The following is a 17,638-nucleotide window of genomic DNA, read 5'->3' on the forward strand; positions in this document are numbered from 1 at the left end:
CCCGACGGCCGCACGGGAGCGAGCGGCCAGTCGCTCAGCTCCGGTCAGCCGGAGTAGGTGAACGGTGCCGTCATCTTGTCGACATTGGCCTTGGTGATGAGGATGCAGTCGAAGGACTGCTTCTCCTGGGAGGGCTTCGTTCCGTTCTTGATGTACTGGTCGAGCTCGTCCACTGCCTTCTTCGCGAAGGTCGCCACCGGCTGCAGGACGGTATAGGCGAGAGAGCCGTCCTTGACCGCGCTCACCGCATCGGGCGAGCCATCGAAGCCGCCGACGATGACGTTGGTCTTGCCCGCCTGCTTGAGTGCGGCGATGGCCCCGAGGGCCATCTCGTCATTGCCCGAGATCACGGCGTTGATGTTGGGGTTCGCCTGCAGGATGGACTGCATCTTCTGCTGGCCCAGGGCGCGATCCCAGTTCGCAGTCTGCTTGGCGACCTGCTTCCAGTCCGGGTACTGCGAGATGACGGTCTTGTAACCGTTCGAGCGGGTCGCCGCGTTGTTATCGGACGGGAGGCCGAACAGCTCGGCGTAGTCTCCCTTGGTCCCCGCAGCCTTGATCCACTGCTGGGCGCCAATGGCAGCACCCTGGGCATTGTTCGACACCAGCTGACCGAGTGCGACGCCGGTCTGGTTGATCTCAGCATTGACAAGGAACACCGGAATCTTCGCGTTCATCGCCCGCTTGATGTTGCCGATCGAGCCATCCGCGTTCGCCGGGTCGAGGATGATGCCGGCTGAATGGTTTGCGATTGCGGTGTCGATAATGGTCGATTCCGTGTTCACGTCGCCCTTGGACGCAGCGACCGTCGCCTGATAGCCGAGCTTCTCCGCTTCGGCCTTCGCGACGTTCCCCTCCGTGAGCCAGTAGGGGTTCGAGGGGTCGTTTACGACGATCGTGATCGGCCCGCCCGCATTTCCGTTGGAGGACGACGCCGACGATCCAGACTGGGCACTTCCGCCGGAACAGCCAGTCATTGCGACCGCACCTGTGACGCCGAGCACCAATGCTGCGCCAATAGCTTTGCGGAACATATAGATTCCTTTGCTCTCTTTCTTTCGCTTCCCGGCTGAGGAGCTCAGACGGCCTTATTGTTTAGAGCTGACGAAACCGAGCCGCCGTTGTCGGCTGCGGAGGGGGGCAGTGGGGAAGGGGCCGGAGGAGACCCAGCGCCGTCCCGTGCGCGTCGACGGCGCCTGACCTGGATGCCGTTCAGAAGGACCGCCAGGACAATGACGGCGCCCGTGAAGACGGTCTGCACGTAAGCCGAGATGCCCACGATGGTCAGGCCGGCTGCAAGGAAGCCGATGACGAAAGCGCCGAGCAGCGTGCCACGCACGGTGCCCTTGCCGCCGCTGAGGGACGCGCCGCCGATGACGACGGCGGCGATCGCCGTCAGCTCATAGGAGGTGCCCTGCGTCGGGCCGGCCGAAGTGAGTTCGCTGGTGAGGATCACGCCGGCGATTGCAGCGCACACGCCGGAGATCACGTAGGCCCGGACACGGACCTTCCTCACCGGAACTCCGGACAGTTCGGCGGCCCGAGCGTTGCCACCCGAGGCATACAGCCACCGACCGTAGACGCTCCGGTTAAGCAGGAGGCTGGCGACGACCGCGACAAGAAGCAGGATCCACACGCCAACCGGGATGCCGAGGAGCGAGTTGAACCCCAGCCACTCGAAACCGGTATTGCCGAGGTCGCCGCGGCCTCCCAGATTGTTGACGGTAAGGCCATTGGTTGTCAGGGACGCCAAGCCGCGCATCACGTACATGGTGCCCAGCGTCGCTACGAACGGTGCGACGTTGAGACGTGCGACGAGCACGCCGTTGATCAGCCCGATCAGCGCCCCGACCGCGATCGCGATGACGACGACGACCCAGACCGGCGGGTAGAGGACAACCCCGCCGACGGGGAAGCCTTGGAGCGCGAGTCCGGCCACCATGCCGGACAGGCCGAGGGTGGATCCGACCGAGAGGTCGATGCCGCCGTCAAGGATTACAACGAGCATGCCCACTGCGAGGATGGCGTACACCGAAACCTGCTGGCACATCACGATGATGTTCGAAAGGGTGGGGAATGCGCTCGGGGCGAGGAGCGAAAAGACGACGAAGATCACGACGAGCGCAAGGAACGCACGTGCTTCGAGGAGGACCGCACCGATCGTCAGGCCCTCGAAGGGATTGCGCCGGCGCGAGACCGATGCTTCAGCCATGGGATTCCTTTGAAATAGTCACTTTTCCTACGCCAGAACCGCTTCACCGGAGCTGGCCATGATCTCTTCTTTGCTGGTGGACGGCCCGAACTCGGCGGCGATCCTGCCTCGTCGCATCACCACGATGCGGTGGGCGATGCTTAGGCACTCCCCCACTTCGCTCGTCGAGAAGACGACGGCGAGGCCCTCGCGGGCACGCTCAGCGATTAGCTTGAAGACCTCCGCCTTGGCCCCCACATCGATGCCTCGGCTCGGCTCATCGAGAAGCAGGACCTTCGGTCCAGTCGAGACGATCTTGCCGATGACGACCTTCTGCTGGTTTCCTCCGGAGAGCGAGCCGATGAGGGCTCCGCCTCCAGCAGTCTTGACGCGCACGTCCCTGATCGCGTCCTGGGTATGCACACGTTCGAGATTGCGTGAAACGAAAAGGCCTCTCACAAACGTGCCGAGGCTGGCCAGCGAGATGTTCTGCCCGACGGTCATGGTCTGCACAAGCCCGTCGCGCTGCCGATCCTCGGGAACGAGTCCCAGGCCGGCAGCCAGGCGTTCTCTGAGGCTCAATCTCGAAATCTCGCCCTCGTGCATTCGGACGCTGCCCCCCGCAGTGGGGATCCTTCCTGCGACGGCCTCGAGGAGCTCGGTGCGCCCGGCCCCCATGAGGCCGTAGATGCACACGATTTCGCCCTCGCGGACTCGGAGGGAGAGGTGGTCGACGAGCAGCCGGCCCGGTTCCTTGGGATCGGCCACGCTGAGTTCATCAATGTCCAGGGCGACAGGTCCGAAATCATAGCCAGTGGGCGGAGAGCCGAGGTCAAAGTTCTCGCCCACCATGTGGCGGACGATCCATTCGAGGTCGATCTCCTTGGCCAAAGCGTTGGCGGTGATGGCCCCGTCCCGCAGGACGACTGCGTAGTCGGTGACCTGGAGGGCTTCCTCAAGGTGATGGGAGATATAGACGATCGAAACCCCCTTGGAGGTCAGGTCGTCGATCACCCCGAACAGGATCTCCACCTCGGTGGCCGATAGCGCGGATGTGGGCTCGTCCATGATCAAGATGCGCGAGTCCGCAAGCAGGGCGCGGGCGATCTCAACCAGCTGCTGCTGACCGAGGCGCAACTCGGAAACAGCAGTCAGCGGATCGATGTCGAGGCCGAGCTCCGTCAACACCTGACGGCTGCGGCGCTCCTCCTCCTTGTAGTCCACACCGAGGCCGTTCCGCAGCTCCGAGCCCATGAACAGGTTGTCTCGGACAGAAAGGTTCGGCGCGAGGCTCAGCTCTTGATGGATGATCGAAATCCCATGAGCGCGCGCGTCGTTGGTGTCGACGAATTCGACTTCCTCGCCGTCCAGGATGATCCGACCCGACGTCGGCTGCTCGACCCCGGACAGGATCTTCATAAGAGTGGACTTGCCCGCTCCGTTCTCGCCGAACAGGGTTGTCACCGTGCCGCGATGGACGTCGAAGTTCACACCCTTCAGCGCTTGCGTCGCGCCGTAAGTCTTGACGACGTCGCGGGCCGACAGGACAGGCGCCCCCCCATGCTGCCGGGTAGACCGGCTCTGCTCACTCACGGCTACCTCTCCACCGTGATACGCGAGGGGGTGACGTTCCACTGCTGGGGGTTGATCAGCGTGAAGGCCCCGTAGACCTGAATCGTCTTGCCGGTGAGCGATGGTGCGTTCACGCTATTGAGCTCGGTCTTGAGCTGGTCGTTGATGGCAGAGCCTGCGTCCTGGAACTGAATCTGGTTCTGGAAGTTGTTCAGGGTAATATCCCCCGTGACGTCACGGAGATCGGTGCCGTTGATCGCCGGACCGAGCTGAAGGCCGACCTTGGTTGCCGGCGGCAAGCCCGGGACGGTGATCGGGGTGTAGCCGTCTGCGGGGACCTTGCCCACCACTCCGGTGAACTTCACCGCGATCACATACGTAGCCCCGTCTGTGGTCTTCCCGTACTTCTGGGAGGCCGCCGCGGGATCAGCCTGGATTGCCGCGGCCAAGGTCGCGGCGTCCACAGCGTTCTTGTCGATAAAGGCCTGCTGCTTTGGGAACTGCTGCTTGCCGTAGTCGGCGGCGTTGAAGGCGGCAGGGCCCTGGGCAGCTCCCGAGCCGGCCGGTACGATCTTCGTGCTGAAGAACATCGCCAGCAGCAGCACGACCGCCACGCCTATCCAGATCCATCGCTTGCCGGCCGGGTTGAGACCCTTCCGCTTGACTGCAGTGTGGGTGGTCGCAGCGCTCATCCGATCAGCACCCGCGATTCGCTGTCATTGGGGCGGATCTGCAGCTTGCGTCCCTCGCCCCTGCGGAACATCTCGAGCGCTTGCGGGTAGTCGTCGAGGGTGAAGGAGTGGCTGATCATCGCCTTGGCGTTGATCGCTCCGGCCTCGAAGAGTTCGACGGCGCGCCCGAAGGAGTTCAGCACCGCCATGGTCCCGACGACGGAGATCTCGTCGCGGTAGATGCGGAAGGGGGAGAACTGGGCAGTCCGGTCGGCGGGGGCCACACCGAAGTCCTGGAAGAAGCCGGCGGGCTTCACCCGCGTGAGGGCATCTTCGATCGCACGGATGCTGCCCGTGCAGTCGATGACGACGTCCCACTTCTCCCGCTCGGCGTCGTCGGGGGTGGTGTAGCGGTGCTCGATGCCGCACTCTTCCGCGGTCTTGAGGCGCTCCTCGTTGAGGTCGACGATGGTGACGGTCGCGGCTCCTGCCTTCTTGGCCAGCTGGGCCATGAGCAGGCCCATCGTGCCTGCGCCGTACACGAGGACGTGGTCGCCCAGACGGCGGGGGAGGACGTCCCAGCCTCGGATCGCGCAGGCCAGCGGCTCGATGAGCGCGGCCTCGTACAGGTCTGTCTCGGGCTTGAGCCTGTAGACGTTGCTGGCGGGGGCCGTGAAGAACTGCTGCGATGCGCCGTCGGACGCCACGACGCCGAGGCCGTTCCAGAACCGGCAGAGGTTCTGGTGCCCGTTGAGGCAGAATTCGCATTCGCCGCACGTCGTGCTCGGGTTCACGGCGACGTGGTCGCCGACCTTGAAGTCGAAGACCCCGTCGTTGACACCCTCGCCGAGTTCGACAATGGTGCCGGTCGCCTCGTGGCCCGGAACCAGAGGGAACACGGTCCCCTCGAACTCCCCGTCGAACACGTGCGTGTCCGTGCCGCAGATGCCGACCGCGGCCGTCTCGATGAGGATCTCCTTGTATCCCGGTTCGGGCCTCGGCCGCTCCTCAAGCGCCAGATCGCCCTCTGCTGTGAATACAACTGCGCGCATCATTGCTCCCGTTCCTCGCCCCCATTGGCGCATCCAAGCCAAACGCTGGACTCCTGTACTTCTGCCCGTTCTCACGTCGGAACGTTCCACGTTCCTGAGAATGGGATGCGAGCTTCGTGTGATGTTTTATGTGATCTTGCTCGCCGATCCATGTTAGATACACCATATGGAGCGCGCTGTGGCCTGTCAATAACTGGAGTCCCAAGCACTACTTCTGCGCACTGTTAGCTTTGTTGTACATTCGTGTGATAAATCACTTATCCATGCAGGTGAGCAGAGGCGGGGTCCAGGACAACGAGAGCCAGAGCGTAGCCGGCGGTCCGTATGGGGGTGGGCTCGTCGCCGTAGTCGGCTCGATCAATGCCGACATCGTCCTCCGGGTCCCGACTCACCCCCTACCCGGCGAGACGACGGTCACGAGTTCGGTGGAGGTCCACCCGGGAGGAAAGGGCGCGAACCAGGCTGTGGCCGCTGCGCGCCTCGGGGCAGCGGTGGCATTCATCGGAGCGACTGGGACCGATGCCTACGCGGATCTCGCGGTCGCAGGCCTTCGCGACGCGGGGGTGGATCTGACCGGGATCGTAGCTGTACCGGGGCCGACAGGCCAAGCGTTCGTCACCGTGGACGACCGGACGGGGGAGAATTCCATCGTCGTGGTCCCCGGTGCGAACGCGCGAGTGGACCGAGACCTCGTCCAGAGCCACAAAGGCCTCCTCGAGAGCGCGGCAGTCGTCGTCCTGCAAGGCGAGATCCCGCCGGATGCTGCAGCTGTGGCCGCTGCCTCCGGTTCTGCACGCCTCATCCTGAACCTCGCGCCAGTCATCCCGCTCGACAAGGAGATCATCCGCCGAGCTGACCCCCTCGTGGTCAACGAACACGAGGGACGACTTGCATTGGCGATGTTCCGGGAGGCAGAGGTCACCGGCACCGATGGCGACGTGGTTGAGGCCCTCCTAGCCGAGGGGATACCGTCCGTTGTCATCACCCTCGGTGCCGCAGGAGCCATCTTCTCGAACGGAGGCCCTCCGGTCAGGCTTGCGGCCCCAGGCACCACGGCAGTTGACACCACCGGTGCGGGCGACGCCTTCGTCGGCGCATTGAGCTCCCGCCTCGCCACCGGAGCCCCGCTTGAAGAGGCCGTGAGGTTCGCAGTGCGAGTCGGCTCGTTTGCCGTTACCCGCCACGGTGCTCAACCCTCATATCCAGGACCCGAGGACGTCCTACCGGAATCAGCCGAATGAGAGCCGAGACAGTCGAATGAAGAAGCGTGGAATCCTGAATGCGCCGCTCAGCAGTGCAATCGCCACTCTCGGGCACGGTGACCTTGTTGTCATCGCCGATTGCGGACTGCCCCTTCCCCTCAACGGGCCCATTGTCGACCTCGCCCTCATACCGGGGACGCCATCCTTCACAGCGGTCCTCGACGCGCTCCTGGACGAACTCGTGGTGGAGTCCGCCCTCGTCGCGGAAGAATGTAGAGGGGGACGCGTGGAGGCATGGATCCGCGAGCGCCTCACCCATGCCGACTTCACCCCGCACGAGCGCTTCAAATCCCTTCTGGCCTCGGCGAAAATCCTGATCCGCACCGGAGAGGCCACGCCATACGCTAACGTCGGGATCCGCTGCGGCGTCCCGTTCTGACGTCGATTCCGCGTCACTTGGCCCAACTCACGCCCGCCCAGCCGAAGCGAGGAACTCCTCCCACGTCCTGCGGCCGACGGCCCGACCGGGAGAGAGGTTGGCCCCGGACCGAATGGCCCGCGCGGCATCTCCCGGCATCGGGACGGGGAGGAGCGCGCGGCGCTGCCGCGTTGCCTCGAGATACGAGCGGATCAGATCCTGCATTCGGTACACAGTCGGTCCGGCGAGGTCCGGTACCAGCCCAGCCGGCGACGCTTGGGCGAGCTCCACGAGACGGTCAGCAACCTCGCCCGAGTCCACCGGCTGGAAGCGGAAGCCACGGGGCACCGGGACGACCGGCAGCTTCGCCATCGCACGGACGGTGAGCAGCGTGAGCTCGTAGAACTGGGTCGCGCGCAGAGTAGTCCAGGGAATCCCCGATCCCTCTATGACGAGTTCGGCGTCCCGCTTGGATGCGAAGTACCCGAAGGCGGCGCGGTCCAGGGCTCCGTCGACAGGAATGGCGTCCGCGCCCACCACGGAGATGAACACGATATGGGCGACCCCGGCTGCGGAAGCTGCGCGGACGAGCTGGCGGGCCTTGTCGCCGTCGCCCTTCTGGGTTCCCGCGCAGTGGACCACCGTTTCAACGCCGTCGACCGCCGAGTCGATCCCCGCCCCCGTGTTCAGATCCCCGCTCGCGTACGCAACGCCGTCGTCGGACGTCGCCGCGCGTCGGCTCAGCACCCGAACCGGGTGCCCCGCTTCCCTGAGCCGGGCGACGACCTGCCGGCCGAGCGTGCCCCTTCCACCTGTCACGAGAACTGGCTGTGCCATGGTCGTGCTCCTCTCCCCCTCATCGTCTCCAGTGCTTGCATGACACGGGAAGGTGCTGGAGTGTGACAGCTGTGGATGCCTCCGATCTCCTGGCCCGCCGATTCGAAGCTGAGCGCGGCCGGCTCCGCGCCATGGCGTACCGGATGCTCGGGTCGCTCTCGGAGGCGGACGATGCCGTGCAGGACGCGTGGGTCCGGCTGACCACGACGGAGGTGGAGGCCATCGAGAGCCTCGGCGCATGGCTCACCACGGTCGTCGGGCGCATCTGCCTCAACATCCTGAGGTCGCGGGTGGCGCACGGGGAGCTGCCCCTCGACGATTCCATCCCGGAACCCGCCGAGCGGAGGCCCGGAAGCGATCCCGAGGAGGAGGCCCTCATGGCAGACGCCGTCGGCCTCGCGCTGCTCGTGGTTCTCGACTCGCTCCAGCCAGCCGACCGCCTGGCCTTCGTGCTGCACGACATGTTCGACGTCCCGTTCGACCGCATCGCAGCGATCCTCGGCAAGACGCCCGAGGCAGCCCGTCAGCTCGCCAGCCGAGCGCGGCGCCGGGTCAGGGGATCCGCGGCACCGAGCCCAGACGCGGCCAGGCAGCGGCGAGCCGTGGAGGCCTACCTGGCGGCGGTCCGCTCGGGAGACTTCGAGGCGCTCATCAGCCTGCTGGCTCCCGACGTCGTGCTGACGGCCGACGCCGCCGCCACCCCCGCACACATCGCCGCCATGCTCCGCGGCTCCCAGGAAGTGGCTCGGGCAGCAGTGGCCTCCGCGCTCCGGGCACCGTTCGCGCGCGTCGCCTTGCTCGATGGCGCCCCGGGGCTCGTCGTTGCGCCGCGGGGCCGCCTTCGGCTCGTACTCGCGTTCACGGTCGACGGCGACCGCATATCCTCGGTCGACGTCGTGGCCGATCCGGAGCGCCTCCGGAGCGTCGAGATCTCGCTCATTGAGGAGACGCTCACTGAGGGAGATCCGTCCGGCGGGGCGGCCTAGAAGCCGCCTCCCTCGCCGTCGCCCGAATCAGCAGCCATGTTGGCAAACCGCGAGTAGTGGCCCTGGAAGGCCACGACGATGTCCTTGGTCGGGCCATTGCGGTGCTTCGCGACGAGGATGTCCGCTTCGCCCGCACGGGGCGACTCCTTGTTGTAGACGTCCTCGCGGTGGAGCAGGATCACCATGTCGGCGTCCTGTTCGATCGATCCGCTCTCGCGCAGGTCCGAGACCATCGGACGCTTGTCCTGACGCTGCTCGGAGCCACGGTTGAGCTGCGAGAGGGCGATGACCGGCACATCGAGTTCCTTCGCGAGGAGCTTGAGCGCACGGGAGAACTCGGAGACCTCCTGCTGACGGCTCTCGACCTTCTTCCCAGAGCTCATGAGCTGGAGGTAGTCGAGGACGACGAGCCTGAGGCCGTGCTGCTGCTTGAGGCGGCGGCACTTGGCCCGGATCTCCATGAGCGACATGTTCGGAGAATCGTCGATGAAGAGCGGGGACTCGTTGAGCGGACCCATGACCTTGGCGATCTTGGCCCACTGCTCGTCGCGGAGCGTGCCCCTCCGGAGGTCCTGGAGCTGGATGGTGGCCTCCGCGCTCATCAGGCGCATAGCGATCTCGTTCCGGCTCATCTCGAGCGAGAAGAAGACCGTCGGGAGCCTGTGCCTGATCGCGGCAGAGCGAGCGAAGTCGAGCGCGAAGGTCGACTTTCCCACCGCGGGGCGCGCCGCGATGACGATCATCTGGCCGCCGTGCAGGCCGTGCGTGAGCTCGTCGAGCTCATAGAAGCCGGTCGGTACGCCGGTGATCCCCTCGCCCCGGTGGCCGGCGGCCTCGATCTCGTCCATCGCGGACTCCATCACCTCGGAAAGCGCGACGTAGTCCTCGCCCTGACGGCGCTCGGCGACTGCGAACACCTCGGCCTGGGCCTGATTGACGAGATCCTCGACCTCGCCGTCCTGCCCGTACCCGAGCTGCACGATCTTCGTCCCAGCGCTCACGAGGCGGCGCAGGACGGCGCGCTCGGCCACGATCTCCGCGTAGTAGCCCGCGTTCGCCGCGGTGGGGACGGATTGGATGAGCTCGTGGAGATACGCCGGGCCGCCCACGCGGTTGATCTCGCCGCGCTTCGTGAGCTCGTCACTCACGGTCACCGCGTCGGCGGGCTCGCCGCGGCTGTACAGGTCGGTGATCGCCTCGAAGATGGTCTCGTGGGCCGGACGGTAGAAGTCCGGGGCGCGAAGAACCTCGACGACATCCGCAATCGCGTCCTTGGAGAGCATCATGCCGCCGAGCACGGACTGCTCGGCGACGATGTCCTGAGGAGGCGTTCGGCCCGTGTCCGAGTCTCGATAGGAGGGAGCGGACTCGGTTTGGGCAGCGGACATGAGAAGCACCTCGCAAGGAAGATAGACCAGACTGCGGCGCAGAATGCTGGATGCTCACAGACCGTACTCGTGCCCACCGACATCGGGAACTTTGAAGTGAACAGGCCTTGGGGATATCGCTGTTGATAACTCCTTCCAGATGTTCACCAGCTTGTGGACAAGTGTGGATATCTTCTCAGGAGGTAGCAGAATCGCGCCCTGACGTGCGAAGACTTCGCCCACAGAGTGTGGAACAAATAATTTTGTCCACATCGGGAATCCACAGGCCCTCGGGGGATATTTGGGCAAGCGTTTGTGATTTCAGGCAACCGGATTGAAACATGTGATTTGCCCCACATAGAGTCCCGGTGCAGCATTCCCGGCACGACATATGTCGGCCCGCACCTCCTGGTTCTCCGCCGGGTGCTCGGCCGCCCACCGCGTATTACGCTGGAACTGCCCCCGGCTGGGGCCGAGTTCACATCCTCCGCACCGACCCGGAAGCTCCGATGGAAAACCTGCTGCCGCCCCTCCTCATCCTGCTCTGCGTCGTTGCGATCGTCATCCTGATGCTGCGCAGGGGGGCTCGAAGGTCCAAGCACTCGGCGGACGGGGTGCTCCCCGGCGGCCCGGAGGCTGCTGCGGCCGCCTCGTCCAAGCTCAACGAGGAGCAGCATCGCGTGGTCTACTCCTTCATCGCCCAAGGTCTCACGGTGCAGGCAATCGCCGCCTACCGTCAGGCGACGGGGACCCGACTCGTGGAGGCTCGGAACGCCGTCCTCCTGATGGACCGCTACCCCCAGGCCTTCGGGGGCCGCGCGGGACGTGTGGGCGAACAGGTCCTTCCGAAGGAGGACCTGCCCAAGGAAGGGCTGCCCCGGGACGAGGCCGCCCAGCCGGGCAGCAGCCTGCACGCCGGGCCTGTGGGCGATTCCGCCGACGAACACGCCGTGCCCGGGACCGCAGACGAAGCGGCCGGACGGAGCGAGCCGGACGCCGCTGTCCCCGCGCCTGCGGCCCCACACCCGCGCGAGGAGGCACCGCCGTCGTCCTCGCAGAAGCCCAAGGTGCCGACGACTCTCGGTGAGCGCTCGACGACCCGCTACCCCTACCGCTATCGCGCCATCGTCAGCAACGGGCAGCAGACGCTCGAGGTGGCGAGCAACTTGCTGAATGACGAGATCTACGCCGAGATCAAGGCGCTCGCGCAGATCGGCGACGCCGAGGACGCAGCACGGATGCTCTGGCGCCATTCGGACATCAGCATCGAAGAGGCGCGCGCCTTCGTCGAGCTCCTCTGACACGACCTCACGCCAGTCACGCGAGTCACGCCAGGGGCGACGCTGCCTCCTCAGTAGCCTCGAGCACCCTCAGCGCGTTCTCGAAGCAGAGCGCGTCGAGCTCGTCGCGCGACCAGCCCCGTTCGGCGAGGGCATCGAGCAGGGGCCGATAGCCAGCCACCCCGTCCATCCCCTCGGGAAGCTCGGGGACGCCGTCGAAGTCGCCGCCGAGGCCGAGATGCCGCGGCCCGACGACGTCGCGCGCATGCTCGAGGTGACGGACGACGTCGGCGATGCTCGCCTTCGGCGCGGGATGCTCCCGCAGCCAAACCGTGAAGGCTTCGGCTGCAGTCGGGTCCTCCAGGGGAGCGACGTCGTGGAACCCCACCGGAAGGCCGAGCTCGAGGCGCTTCGCCTGGACGGCCTCCGCATGCTCGCGACAGGCCTCGGAAACGAACTTGGGCACAAACGTCACCATGAGCAAACCGCCATTGTCGGGGAGTCGCTCGAGGACGGCGTCCGGGACGTTCCGGGCGTGGCCGCACACCGAGCGGCACGAGGAGTGGGAGAACATCACTGGCGCGCGCGTCGTGTCGAGGGCATCGTGCATCGTGCGCTCGGAGACGTGGGAGAGGTCGACGATCATGCCCAGACGGTTCATCTCGACGACGACAGACCGGCCGAAATCGCTGAGTCCAGTATCTTCGCCCTCGCCGGTCGCGGAGGAGGCCCAGGGAAGGCTGTCGTTGTGCGTGAGGGTCATGTAGCGGACTCCCAGCTCCGCCATGGCCCGGAGGACGGCGAGTGATCCGGCGATGCTGTGCCCGCCCTCCATACCCATGAGCGACGCGATACGGCCGCGCTCGACGGCGGCGCGGACCTCGGCGGCAGTCCGAGTGAACTCGAACGTCTCCGGGTAGGCCGCGACGAGCCGGTGCACGCAGTCGATCTGCTCGAGCGTGGCCACGACGGACTGCTCCGGCGTCAGGGTCGAAGGGACGAACACCGACCAGAACTGGGCTCCCACGCCGCCCCGGCCCAGACGGGGGATGTCGGTGTGAAGTCGCGGCTGGCCGACATCGAGGCCCGCGGCCGAGATGTCGTAGCCGAAATCCTGGCGAAGGGCCCAGGGAAGGTCATTGTGTCCGTCGACGACGGGGGCGTAGACGCGCTCCGAATGCATCCCGCCATCGTACGACGACGGTCAGTTCCGTCCCGTGAGGTCCGAAAGGAGCTCTTCGAAGCTCTTGTCCTCCGGCCGCGTCGCGACCTTGGGGGCTCGGACGGAGCCGTCCTCCACGAGCTCTGAAGCGAGCTCCGACGCTGCCCGCTCGACCCGCGAGCTCAGGCTGCCCGCGAGGGTCGGATCGCCCTCGGAACCCGACCCCCAGTCCATCGGAGCCGCAAAGACCGCGGTGGGAATGGTCTTGGCGCGCAGATAGCTGAAGAGCGGGCGCATGGCGAAGTCGAGGACCATGCTGTGGCGCTCGGAGCCGCCTGTCACACCCAGCAGCACGGGCTTCCCTTCGAGGGACTTGTTGTCCAAGAGGTCGATGAACGACTTGAACAGGCCGCTGTACGACGCACTGAAGACCGGCGAGACCGCAATGAGGGCATCCGCCGTTTCGACTGCGTCAATGGCCTCCGCGAGCCTCGGGGTGGCATAGCCCGTCACGAAGTTGTTCGCGATGTCGACGGCGAGATCGCGCAGCTCGTAGACCGCCACGCGGGTCTCAGTCCCGAGCTCGGCAGCTTGGCGCACAGTCGCGTCAGCGAGCTGGTCAGCGAGAAGGCGGCTCGAGGACGGCGTCCCGAGGCCTGCTGAGACGACCACGATCTTCTTCGCACCCATGATGTCTGGTCTCCCTCCGAATCCATGCATTTGCATCTACCTCCACAACCGAGGGGGCCTCAAACCTATTCCCGACCACGGAACGTCTCGCAAGACGAGAAGGACAAGAGGGCCCCCGCCGTGTTCGGCGGGGGCCCTCTCTCAGTCCAACAGCCATCCGGCTGGCACGGAACTACTTCGGGGCGACAACCTGGAGGTTGATCGTCGCGGTGACCTCGTCGTGCAGGCGCACGGTGACGTCGTAGTTGCCGGTCGCCTTGATGTGGCCGGGGAGGACGACCTTGCGCTTGTCGACCGAGCCGAGGCCAGCGGCCTCGACGGCGGAGGCGACGGCCTCGGTGCGGACGGTGCCGAAGAGGCGACCCTCCTTGCCGGCCTTCACCTCGAGGCGCACCGGGGTCTTCGCAAGAGCAGCAGCCTGCTCCTGAGCAGCCTCGAGCGTCTTGTGGGCCTTGGCGGCACGCGCGGCGTTGAGCGCCTCGACGTGTGCCTCGCCACCACGCGTCCAGCGCAGCGCGAAGCCACGCGGGTAGAGGTAGTTGCGGGCGTAGCCGTCCTTGACCTCGACGACGTCACCAGGGGTGCCGAGTCCGGTCACTTCCTGGGTCAGGATGATCTTTGCCATGGTTCTTCAGCTTCCCTTCTCAGCCGCGGCCAGCGCCGGAGTAGGGGAGCAGGGCAACTTCGCGGGCGTTCTTGATCGCCTGCGCGATCTTCCGCTGCTCCTGCACGGTCACGCCGGTCACTCGGCGGGCGCGGATCTTGCCGCGGTCCGAGATGAACTTGCGCAGCAGGGCGACGTCCTTGTAGTCGATGACAGTGATGTCAGCGGCCTTCAAGGGGTTGGACTTTGGTTTCGGCTTGCGGATTTCAGCCTTGGCCATCGTGGAGCTCCTTCAGTCTCGCGGAGCCCGTGGCTATGCCACGGGATGGTTGATGTAAGTGATCAGTCAGTGATCAGAAAGGCGGCTCGGTGTCGGGACCGCTGCCCCAACCACCCGAGTTGCTGACGCCCGGGGTTGCCCACGGATCGTCGTTCTGCGCGCCGCCGCCACTCCAGCCGCCGGAGCCACCCTGGTTCTGCGAACCCTGGTTGCCTCCGTAGCCTCCGGAGTTGCCGCCGAAGTTACCTCCGGCATTGCCACCGCCGAAGTTCCCGCCCTGGCCGCCGGAGCGCTGGGTGCGGTTCACCTTGGCGGAGGCGTAGCGCAGGCTCGGGCCGATCTCGTCGACTTCGAGCTCGATGACGGTGCGCTTCTCGCCTTCCTTGGTCTCGTAGGAACGGCTCTTGAGCCGGCCGCTGACGATCACGCGCATGCCCTTGGTGAGGGACTCTGCAACGTTCTCGGCAGCCTCACGCCAGATGGATGCGCGGAGGAACAGGGTCTCCCCGTCCTTCCACTCATTCGACTGGCGGTCGAAGGTGCGCGGCGTGGAAGCCACCGTGAAATTGGCCACGGCAGAGCCCGACGGCGTGAACCGGAGTTCCGGATCGTTCGTCAGATTGCCGATCACCGTAATCGTGGTTTCGCCTGCCATGCTGCCTCCTGGTCCGAGCCTTGGACGTTCTTACGGATGAGCGAAGGGATTCACGCCAAGACTACTTGGCGGAAACCTTCTGGTCTTCGGGGCGGATGATCTTGGTGCGCATGATCGTCTCGTTGAGGTTCAGCTGACGGTCAAGCTCCTGGGCCGTGGCCGGCTCAGCAGTGAAGTTGACGACGGCGTAGATGGCCTCGTTCTTCTTCTTGATCTCGTAGGCCAGACGGCGACGACCCCAGATGTCCACCTTGTCGACGGTTCCACCGTCGGTGGTGATCACATTCAGGAACTTGTCCAGCGACGGCTGCACGGTGCGCTCGTCGACCTCGGGATCGACGAGGACCATCAGTTCGTAAGCACGCATATGTGAACCCACCTCCTTTGGGCTAAGCGGTTGCGGTCTCTCCGCAACAGGAGGTTCATTTGCGTTCGTCCGCGCGCGCCAGCCTTTGAGCGACCGACCGCAGCACAGACTTCCCTATGCTACCGGATCCTGCGCCGGGGACCCAGCGGGGTGAGCGCTCCCCTCCAATGACCACCACGCTATAGCCGCCCACCGCCGTCGTCCGTCCTCTCAGCAGCGTTGTGGACGACACGCCGTCGCCGCCATTGTGGAGGCACAGTCGATGCTCGCGATGCGCCGGTGCGAGGATCGTCCCATGACCTCACAGCCCGTTTCCTCACGCTCGCCTCGCGCCGTCACCGCCAGCCGCAGGATGTGGGCGATGCTGGCTGTCGGCATCGTCGCCGCCGTCCTGACCGGCCTCTTCTCCTCGTGGTGGCATGCGGCTGCGGCGGGCTGGGGCGCGGCCGCGCTCCTCTACGACATCTGGGTCCTGACCAGGATCCTCCCGATGAACGCCGACGAGACCCGGAACCATGCCCGCGAAGAGGATCCTCGACGGACCACGCGCGAGTTCCTCATCCTGTGCGCGAATCTGGCCGCCATCGTCGCCGTCATCATGGTCATGGTCTCCGGCAATCAGGCCAAGGGCGCAGGGAAGGTGACCCTCGCCCTCCTCGCGGTCCTCGTCGTCGCCGCATCCTGGCTCCTGCTCCACACGATCTTCATCCTGCGCTACGCCGAGCTCTACTACAGTGCGGCGAAGCCAGGAGGCGTCGAGTTCAATCAGGACGTCGCACCCAAGTACACAGACTTCGCGTACCTCGGCTTCACCCTGGGGATGACGTTCCAGGTTTCCGACACCAACCTGACCACGACGCAGATCCGCACGGAGGCGCTCAAACAGGGCATCCTCGGCTACGTCTTCTCTACCGTCATCCTCGCCGCGACGATCAACCTCGTGATCGGGCTGGCGACCCAGGGCGGCTGAGCCTCTCAGCCGCCCGGAGAGCGGTTGGCCCTAGGCGCCATCAATTCACGAAGAAGCGCTCCGCAACGAGCGCGAGCCGCCACGGATCCTGCACGCCAGCGAGCTCGCGTGCCGAATGCATCGAGAGCAGCGGCACACCCACGTCCACCGTACGGATCCCGAGCCGGGTCGCGGTGAGGGGGCCGATGGTCGAGCCGCAAGGGACGTCGTTGTTGGAGACGAACTCCTGGTACGGAACCTCGGTCTCGGAACAGAGCCGCGCCCAGAGAGCCGCGCCTGCGGCGTCCGTAGCGTAACGCTGCTGGGCATTGATCTTGAGCAGCGGGCCGCCGTTGAGCACGGGGCGATTCGCCGGGTCGTGCTTCTCGGGGTAGTTCGGGTGGACCGCATGCCCTGCGTCGGCGGAGACGTGCCAGGAGGCGGCGAACGCTCGGCGCCGGTCGGTCGGAGTCGCGCCGAGGCCGTCCCCGATGCGGGCCAGGACGTCCTCGAGGAAGGGGCCGCACGCACCGGAACGCGTCGAGGACCCGACCTCCTCGTGGTCGAAGGCGGCCAGGACGGGGATGACGGGGTCACCGGCCCACTCGCCGGTCCTGTCGAACGCGCGGGCTAGAGCGGTGAGCCCTGCGTGGACGGACGACAGGTTGTCGAGCCTGCCCGACGCGAAGAACTCGTCGTTCCCGCCGAACACCGCCGGCTCCTGGGCATCCGCGACCACGAGGTCGTAGCCGCCCACGAGTTCGGGATCGACCCCCGCTTCCCGCGCCACGAGGCCGAGCAGGTCCGCCGAGCTCACCTCGCCCAAGCCCCACACCGGGTTCATGTGGCGCTGCCGGTCGAGCGTGAGGCCTTCGTTGACCGTGCGGTCGAGGTGGATCGCGAGCTGGGGGAAGCGCAGGAGGGGGCCGGTCGCGGCGAGGTGCTCGGCGCCGTCGACCGTGACGATGCGCCCCGCAAGCCGCAGTTCCCGGTCAAGCCATGAGTTGAGCATGGGGCCGCCGTAGACCTCCACGCCCGCCTGCAGCCAGCCGAAGGCACCGGTGGTCGGCTTGGGCTTGAGCTTGAAAGAGGGCGAGTCCGTGTGCGCCCCGAGGATCCGGAACGGTGTGAGGGGGCCTGCGCCGTCGGGCACGACCCATGCGATGAGCGCGCCGTCCCGGACTACCGCGTAGCCTCCCGGCGCCGTCGGCCATTCCTCCGCTTCCGTCAGCACCCGGAACCCGGCTTCCGCGAGCCGGCGGGCGCCTTCGTGCGCCGCGTGGAAGCTCGACGGCGAGGCCACGACGAAACGGCCGAGATCCTGAGCGTGGCGATGGGCAGCGGTAGGCATGGTC

19 protein-coding genes are annotated in these 17,638 nt (G+C 66.1%); 5 read left to right on the plus strand and 14 right to left on the minus strand.

The genetic code is table 11. The features are described 5' to 3' along the window. Positions 1 to 44: 44 nt before the first annotated feature. From E6A21_RS14300 to E6A21_RS14320, 5 genes are read right to left on the minus strand one after another with little or no spacing between them, the layout of a single operon-like run. Positions 45 to 1,034, minus strand: a complete 990-nt coding sequence (locus tag E6A21_RS14300) for a D-ribose ABC transporter substrate-binding protein (protein WP_138444845.1) — start codon at positions 1,032 to 1,034, stop codon at positions 45 to 47. A gap of 44 nt (positions 1,035 to 1,078) precedes the next feature. Continuing rightward, the gene (locus E6A21_RS14305; protein ID WP_138444846.1) at positions 1,079 to 2,212 is read right to left on the minus strand and encodes an ABC transporter permease; all 1,134 of its coding nucleotides are present in this window, start codon (positions 2,210 to 2,212) and stop codon (positions 1,079 to 1,081) included. Positions 2,213 to 2,239: 27 nt separating this feature from the next. Continuing rightward, positions 2,240 to 3,784, minus strand: coding sequence for a sugar ABC transporter ATP-binding protein (locus E6A21_RS14310; protein ID WP_138444847.1), 1,545 nt, complete (start codon positions 3,782 to 3,784; stop codon positions 2,240 to 2,242). A gap of 2 nt (positions 3,785 to 3,786) precedes the next feature. Then, a complete protein-coding gene (locus E6A21_RS14315) occupies positions 3,787 to 4,455 on the minus strand; it encodes a DUF2291 family protein (protein WP_138444848.1) in 669 nt (222 codons plus the stop codon). After that, positions 4,452 to 5,489, minus strand: coding sequence for a zinc-dependent alcohol dehydrogenase family protein (locus E6A21_RS14320; protein WP_246036525.1), 1,038 nt, complete (start codon positions 5,487 to 5,489; stop codon positions 4,452 to 4,454). The genes E6A21_RS14315 and E6A21_RS14320 overlap by 4 nt, the downstream gene beginning before the upstream one ends. A gap of 260 nt (positions 5,490 to 5,749) precedes the next feature. Between E6A21_RS14320 and E6A21_RS14325 the strand changes: the two genes are divergently transcribed. Further along, positions 5,750 to 6,727: a ribokinase gene (locus E6A21_RS14325; protein WP_138444849.1), complete on the plus strand. Its 978-nt coding sequence runs from the start codon at positions 5,750 to 5,752 to the stop codon at positions 6,725 to 6,727. Positions 6,728 to 6,743: 16 nt separating this feature from the next. Beyond that, positions 6,744 to 7,127 (plus strand): D-ribose pyranase, encoded by a 384-nt coding sequence (gene rbsD, locus E6A21_RS14330; RefSeq protein ID WP_138444850.1) that lies wholly within the window; start codon positions 6,744 to 6,746, stop codon positions 7,125 to 7,127. Between the two features lie 27 nt (positions 7,128 to 7,154). Here the strand turns inward: rbsD and E6A21_RS14335 are convergent, their stop codons facing one another. Next, complete coding sequence (locus E6A21_RS14335) at positions 7,155 to 7,943, minus strand: SDR family oxidoreductase (protein ID WP_138444851.1); 789 nt, start codon at positions 7,941 to 7,943, stop codon at positions 7,155 to 7,157. 62 nt (positions 7,944 to 8,005) lie between these two features. Here E6A21_RS14335 and E6A21_RS14340 point away from each other — a divergent pair, with 62 nt between their 5' ends. Continuing rightward, positions 8,006 to 8,929 carry a sigma-70 family RNA polymerase sigma factor gene (locus E6A21_RS14340; RefSeq protein ID WP_246036526.1) on the plus strand — a complete coding sequence of 308 codons (924 nt, stop codon included), beginning with the start codon at positions 8,006 to 8,008 and terminating at the stop codon, positions 8,927 to 8,929. On the opposite strand, the gene dnaB is transcribed toward E6A21_RS14340, so the two are convergent. After that, entirely contained in the window at positions 8,926 to 10,317 is a 1,392-nt protein-coding gene (gene dnaB, locus E6A21_RS14345; protein WP_138444852.1) for a replicative DNA helicase, read from the minus strand. The two genes, E6A21_RS14340 and dnaB, sit on opposite strands and share 4 nt — an antisense overlap. Before the next feature lie 488 nt (positions 10,318 to 10,805). Here dnaB and E6A21_RS14350 point away from each other — a divergent pair, with 488 nt between their 5' ends. Continuing rightward, on the plus strand, positions 10,806 to 11,597 hold the full coding sequence (locus tag E6A21_RS14350) for a hypothetical protein (protein WP_138444853.1): 792 nt from the start codon (positions 10,806 to 10,808) through the stop codon (positions 11,595 to 11,597). A 25-nt stretch (positions 11,598 to 11,622) separates the two neighbouring features. Here the strand turns inward: E6A21_RS14350 and E6A21_RS14355 are convergent, their stop codons facing one another. The 6 genes from E6A21_RS14355 to rpsF form a co-directional block, all read right to left on the minus strand. Further along, entirely contained in the window at positions 11,623 to 12,759 is a 1,137-nt protein-coding gene (locus E6A21_RS14355) for a dipeptidase (protein ID WP_138444854.1), read from the minus strand. Between the two features lie 21 nt (positions 12,760 to 12,780). After that, the gene (locus E6A21_RS14360) at positions 12,781 to 13,428 is read right to left on the minus strand and encodes an FMN reductase (protein WP_138444855.1); all 648 of its coding nucleotides are present in this window, start codon (positions 13,426 to 13,428) and stop codon (positions 12,781 to 12,783) included. Between the two features lie 172 nt (positions 13,429 to 13,600). After that, the gene (gene rplI / locus E6A21_RS14365) at positions 13,601 to 14,053 is read right to left on the minus strand and encodes a 50S ribosomal protein L9 (protein WP_138444856.1); all 453 of its coding nucleotides are present in this window, start codon (positions 14,051 to 14,053) and stop codon (positions 13,601 to 13,603) included. 19 nt (positions 14,054 to 14,072) lie between these two features. Beyond that, positions 14,073 to 14,312, minus strand: a complete 240-nt coding sequence (rpsR, locus tag E6A21_RS14370; protein WP_010144869.1) for a 30S ribosomal protein S18 — start codon at positions 14,310 to 14,312, stop codon at positions 14,073 to 14,075. A gap of 73 nt (positions 14,313 to 14,385) precedes the next feature. Further along, positions 14,386 to 14,967: a single-stranded DNA-binding protein gene (locus E6A21_RS14375; protein WP_138444857.1), complete on the minus strand. Its 582-nt coding sequence runs from the start codon at positions 14,965 to 14,967 to the stop codon at positions 14,386 to 14,388. A gap of 61 nt (positions 14,968 to 15,028) precedes the next feature. Continuing rightward, positions 15,029 to 15,334, minus strand: coding sequence for a 30S ribosomal protein S6 (gene rpsF, locus E6A21_RS14380; RefSeq protein WP_138444858.1), 306 nt, complete (start codon positions 15,332 to 15,334; stop codon positions 15,029 to 15,031). Positions 15,335 to 15,629: 295 nt separating this feature from the next. Here rpsF and E6A21_RS14385 point away from each other — a divergent pair, with 295 nt between their 5' ends. Then, positions 15,630 to 16,304 (plus strand): DUF1345 domain-containing protein, encoded by a 675-nt coding sequence (locus tag E6A21_RS14385; RefSeq protein ID WP_138444859.1) that lies wholly within the window; start codon positions 15,630 to 15,632, stop codon positions 16,302 to 16,304. A 40-nt stretch (positions 16,305 to 16,344) separates the two neighbouring features. Here the strand turns inward: E6A21_RS14385 and E6A21_RS14390 are convergent, their stop codons facing one another. Then, positions 16,345 to 17,634 carry a M18 family aminopeptidase gene (locus E6A21_RS14390; RefSeq protein ID WP_138444860.1) on the minus strand — a complete coding sequence of 430 codons (1,290 nt, stop codon included), beginning with the start codon at positions 17,632 to 17,634 and terminating at the stop codon, positions 16,345 to 16,347. Positions 17,635 to 17,638 lie beyond the last annotated feature (4 nt).

The sequence above is a fragment of the Sinomonas susongensis genome, assembly GCF_005877005.1.
Taxonomy (GTDB): domain Bacteria; phylum Actinomycetota; class Actinomycetes; order Actinomycetales; family Micrococcaceae; genus Sinomonas; species Sinomonas susongensis.

What these genes read in the sequence shown, in the direction of transcription:
- E6A21_RS14300 (WP_138444845.1), bottom strand. Translation starts at nt 1,034, where the DNA reads ATGTTCCGCAAAGCTATTGGCGCAGCATTGGTGCTCGGCGTCACAGGT.
- E6A21_RS14305 (WP_138444846.1), bottom strand. Translation starts at nt 2,212, where the DNA reads ATGGCTGAAGCATCGGTCTCGCGCCGGCGCAATCCCTTCGAGGGCCTG.
- E6A21_RS14315 (WP_138444848.1), bottom strand. Translation starts at nt 4,455, where the DNA reads ATGAGCGCTGCGACCACCCACACTGCAGTCAAGCGGAAGGGTCTCAAC.
- E6A21_RS14320 (WP_246036525.1), bottom strand. Translation starts at nt 5,489, where the DNA reads ATGATGCGCGCAGTTGTATTCACAGCAGAGGGCGATCTGGCGCTTGAG.
- E6A21_RS14325 (WP_138444849.1), top strand. Translation starts at nt 5,750, where the DNA reads ATGCAGGTGAGCAGAGGCGGGGTCCAGGACAACGAGAGCCAGAGCGTA.
- rbsD (WP_138444850.1), top strand. Translation starts at nt 6,744, where the DNA reads ATGAAGAAGCGTGGAATCCTGAATGCGCCGCTCAGCAGTGCAATCGCC.
- E6A21_RS14335 (WP_138444851.1), bottom strand. Translation starts at nt 7,943, where the DNA reads ATGGCACAGCCAGTTCTCGTGACAGGTGGAAGGGGCACGCTCGGCCGG.
- dnaB (WP_138444852.1), bottom strand. Translation starts at nt 10,317, where the DNA reads ATGTCCGCTGCCCAAACCGAGTCCGCTCCCTCCTATCGAGACTCGGAC.
- E6A21_RS14350 (WP_138444853.1), top strand. Translation starts at nt 10,806, where the DNA reads ATGGAAAACCTGCTGCCGCCCCTCCTCATCCTGCTCTGCGTCGTTGCG.
- E6A21_RS14355 (WP_138444854.1), bottom strand. Translation starts at nt 12,759, where the DNA reads ATGCATTCGGAGCGCGTCTACGCCCCCGTCGTCGACGGACACAATGAC.
- E6A21_RS14360 (WP_138444855.1), bottom strand. Translation starts at nt 13,428, where the DNA reads ATGGGTGCGAAGAAGATCGTGGTCGTCTCAGCAGGCCTCGGGACGCCG.
- rplI (WP_138444856.1), bottom strand. Translation starts at nt 14,053, where the DNA reads ATGGCAAAGATCATCCTGACCCAGGAAGTGACCGGACTCGGCACCCCT.
- rpsR (WP_010144869.1), bottom strand. Translation starts at nt 14,312, where the DNA reads ATGGCCAAGGCTGAAATCCGCAAGCCGAAACCAAAGTCCAACCCCTTG.
- E6A21_RS14375 (WP_138444857.1), bottom strand. Translation starts at nt 14,967, where the DNA reads ATGGCAGGCGAAACCACGATTACGGTGATCGGCAATCTGACGAACGAT.
- rpsF (WP_138444858.1), bottom strand. Translation starts at nt 15,334, where the DNA reads ATGCGTGCTTACGAACTGATGGTCCTCGTCGATCCCGAGGTCGACGAG.
- E6A21_RS14385 (WP_138444859.1), top strand. Translation starts at nt 15,630, where the DNA reads ATGACCTCACAGCCCGTTTCCTCACGCTCGCCTCGCGCCGTCACCGCC.
- E6A21_RS14390 (WP_138444860.1), bottom strand. Translation starts at nt 17,634, where the DNA reads ATGCCTACCGCTGCCCATCGCCACGCTCAGGATCTCGGCCGTTTCGTC.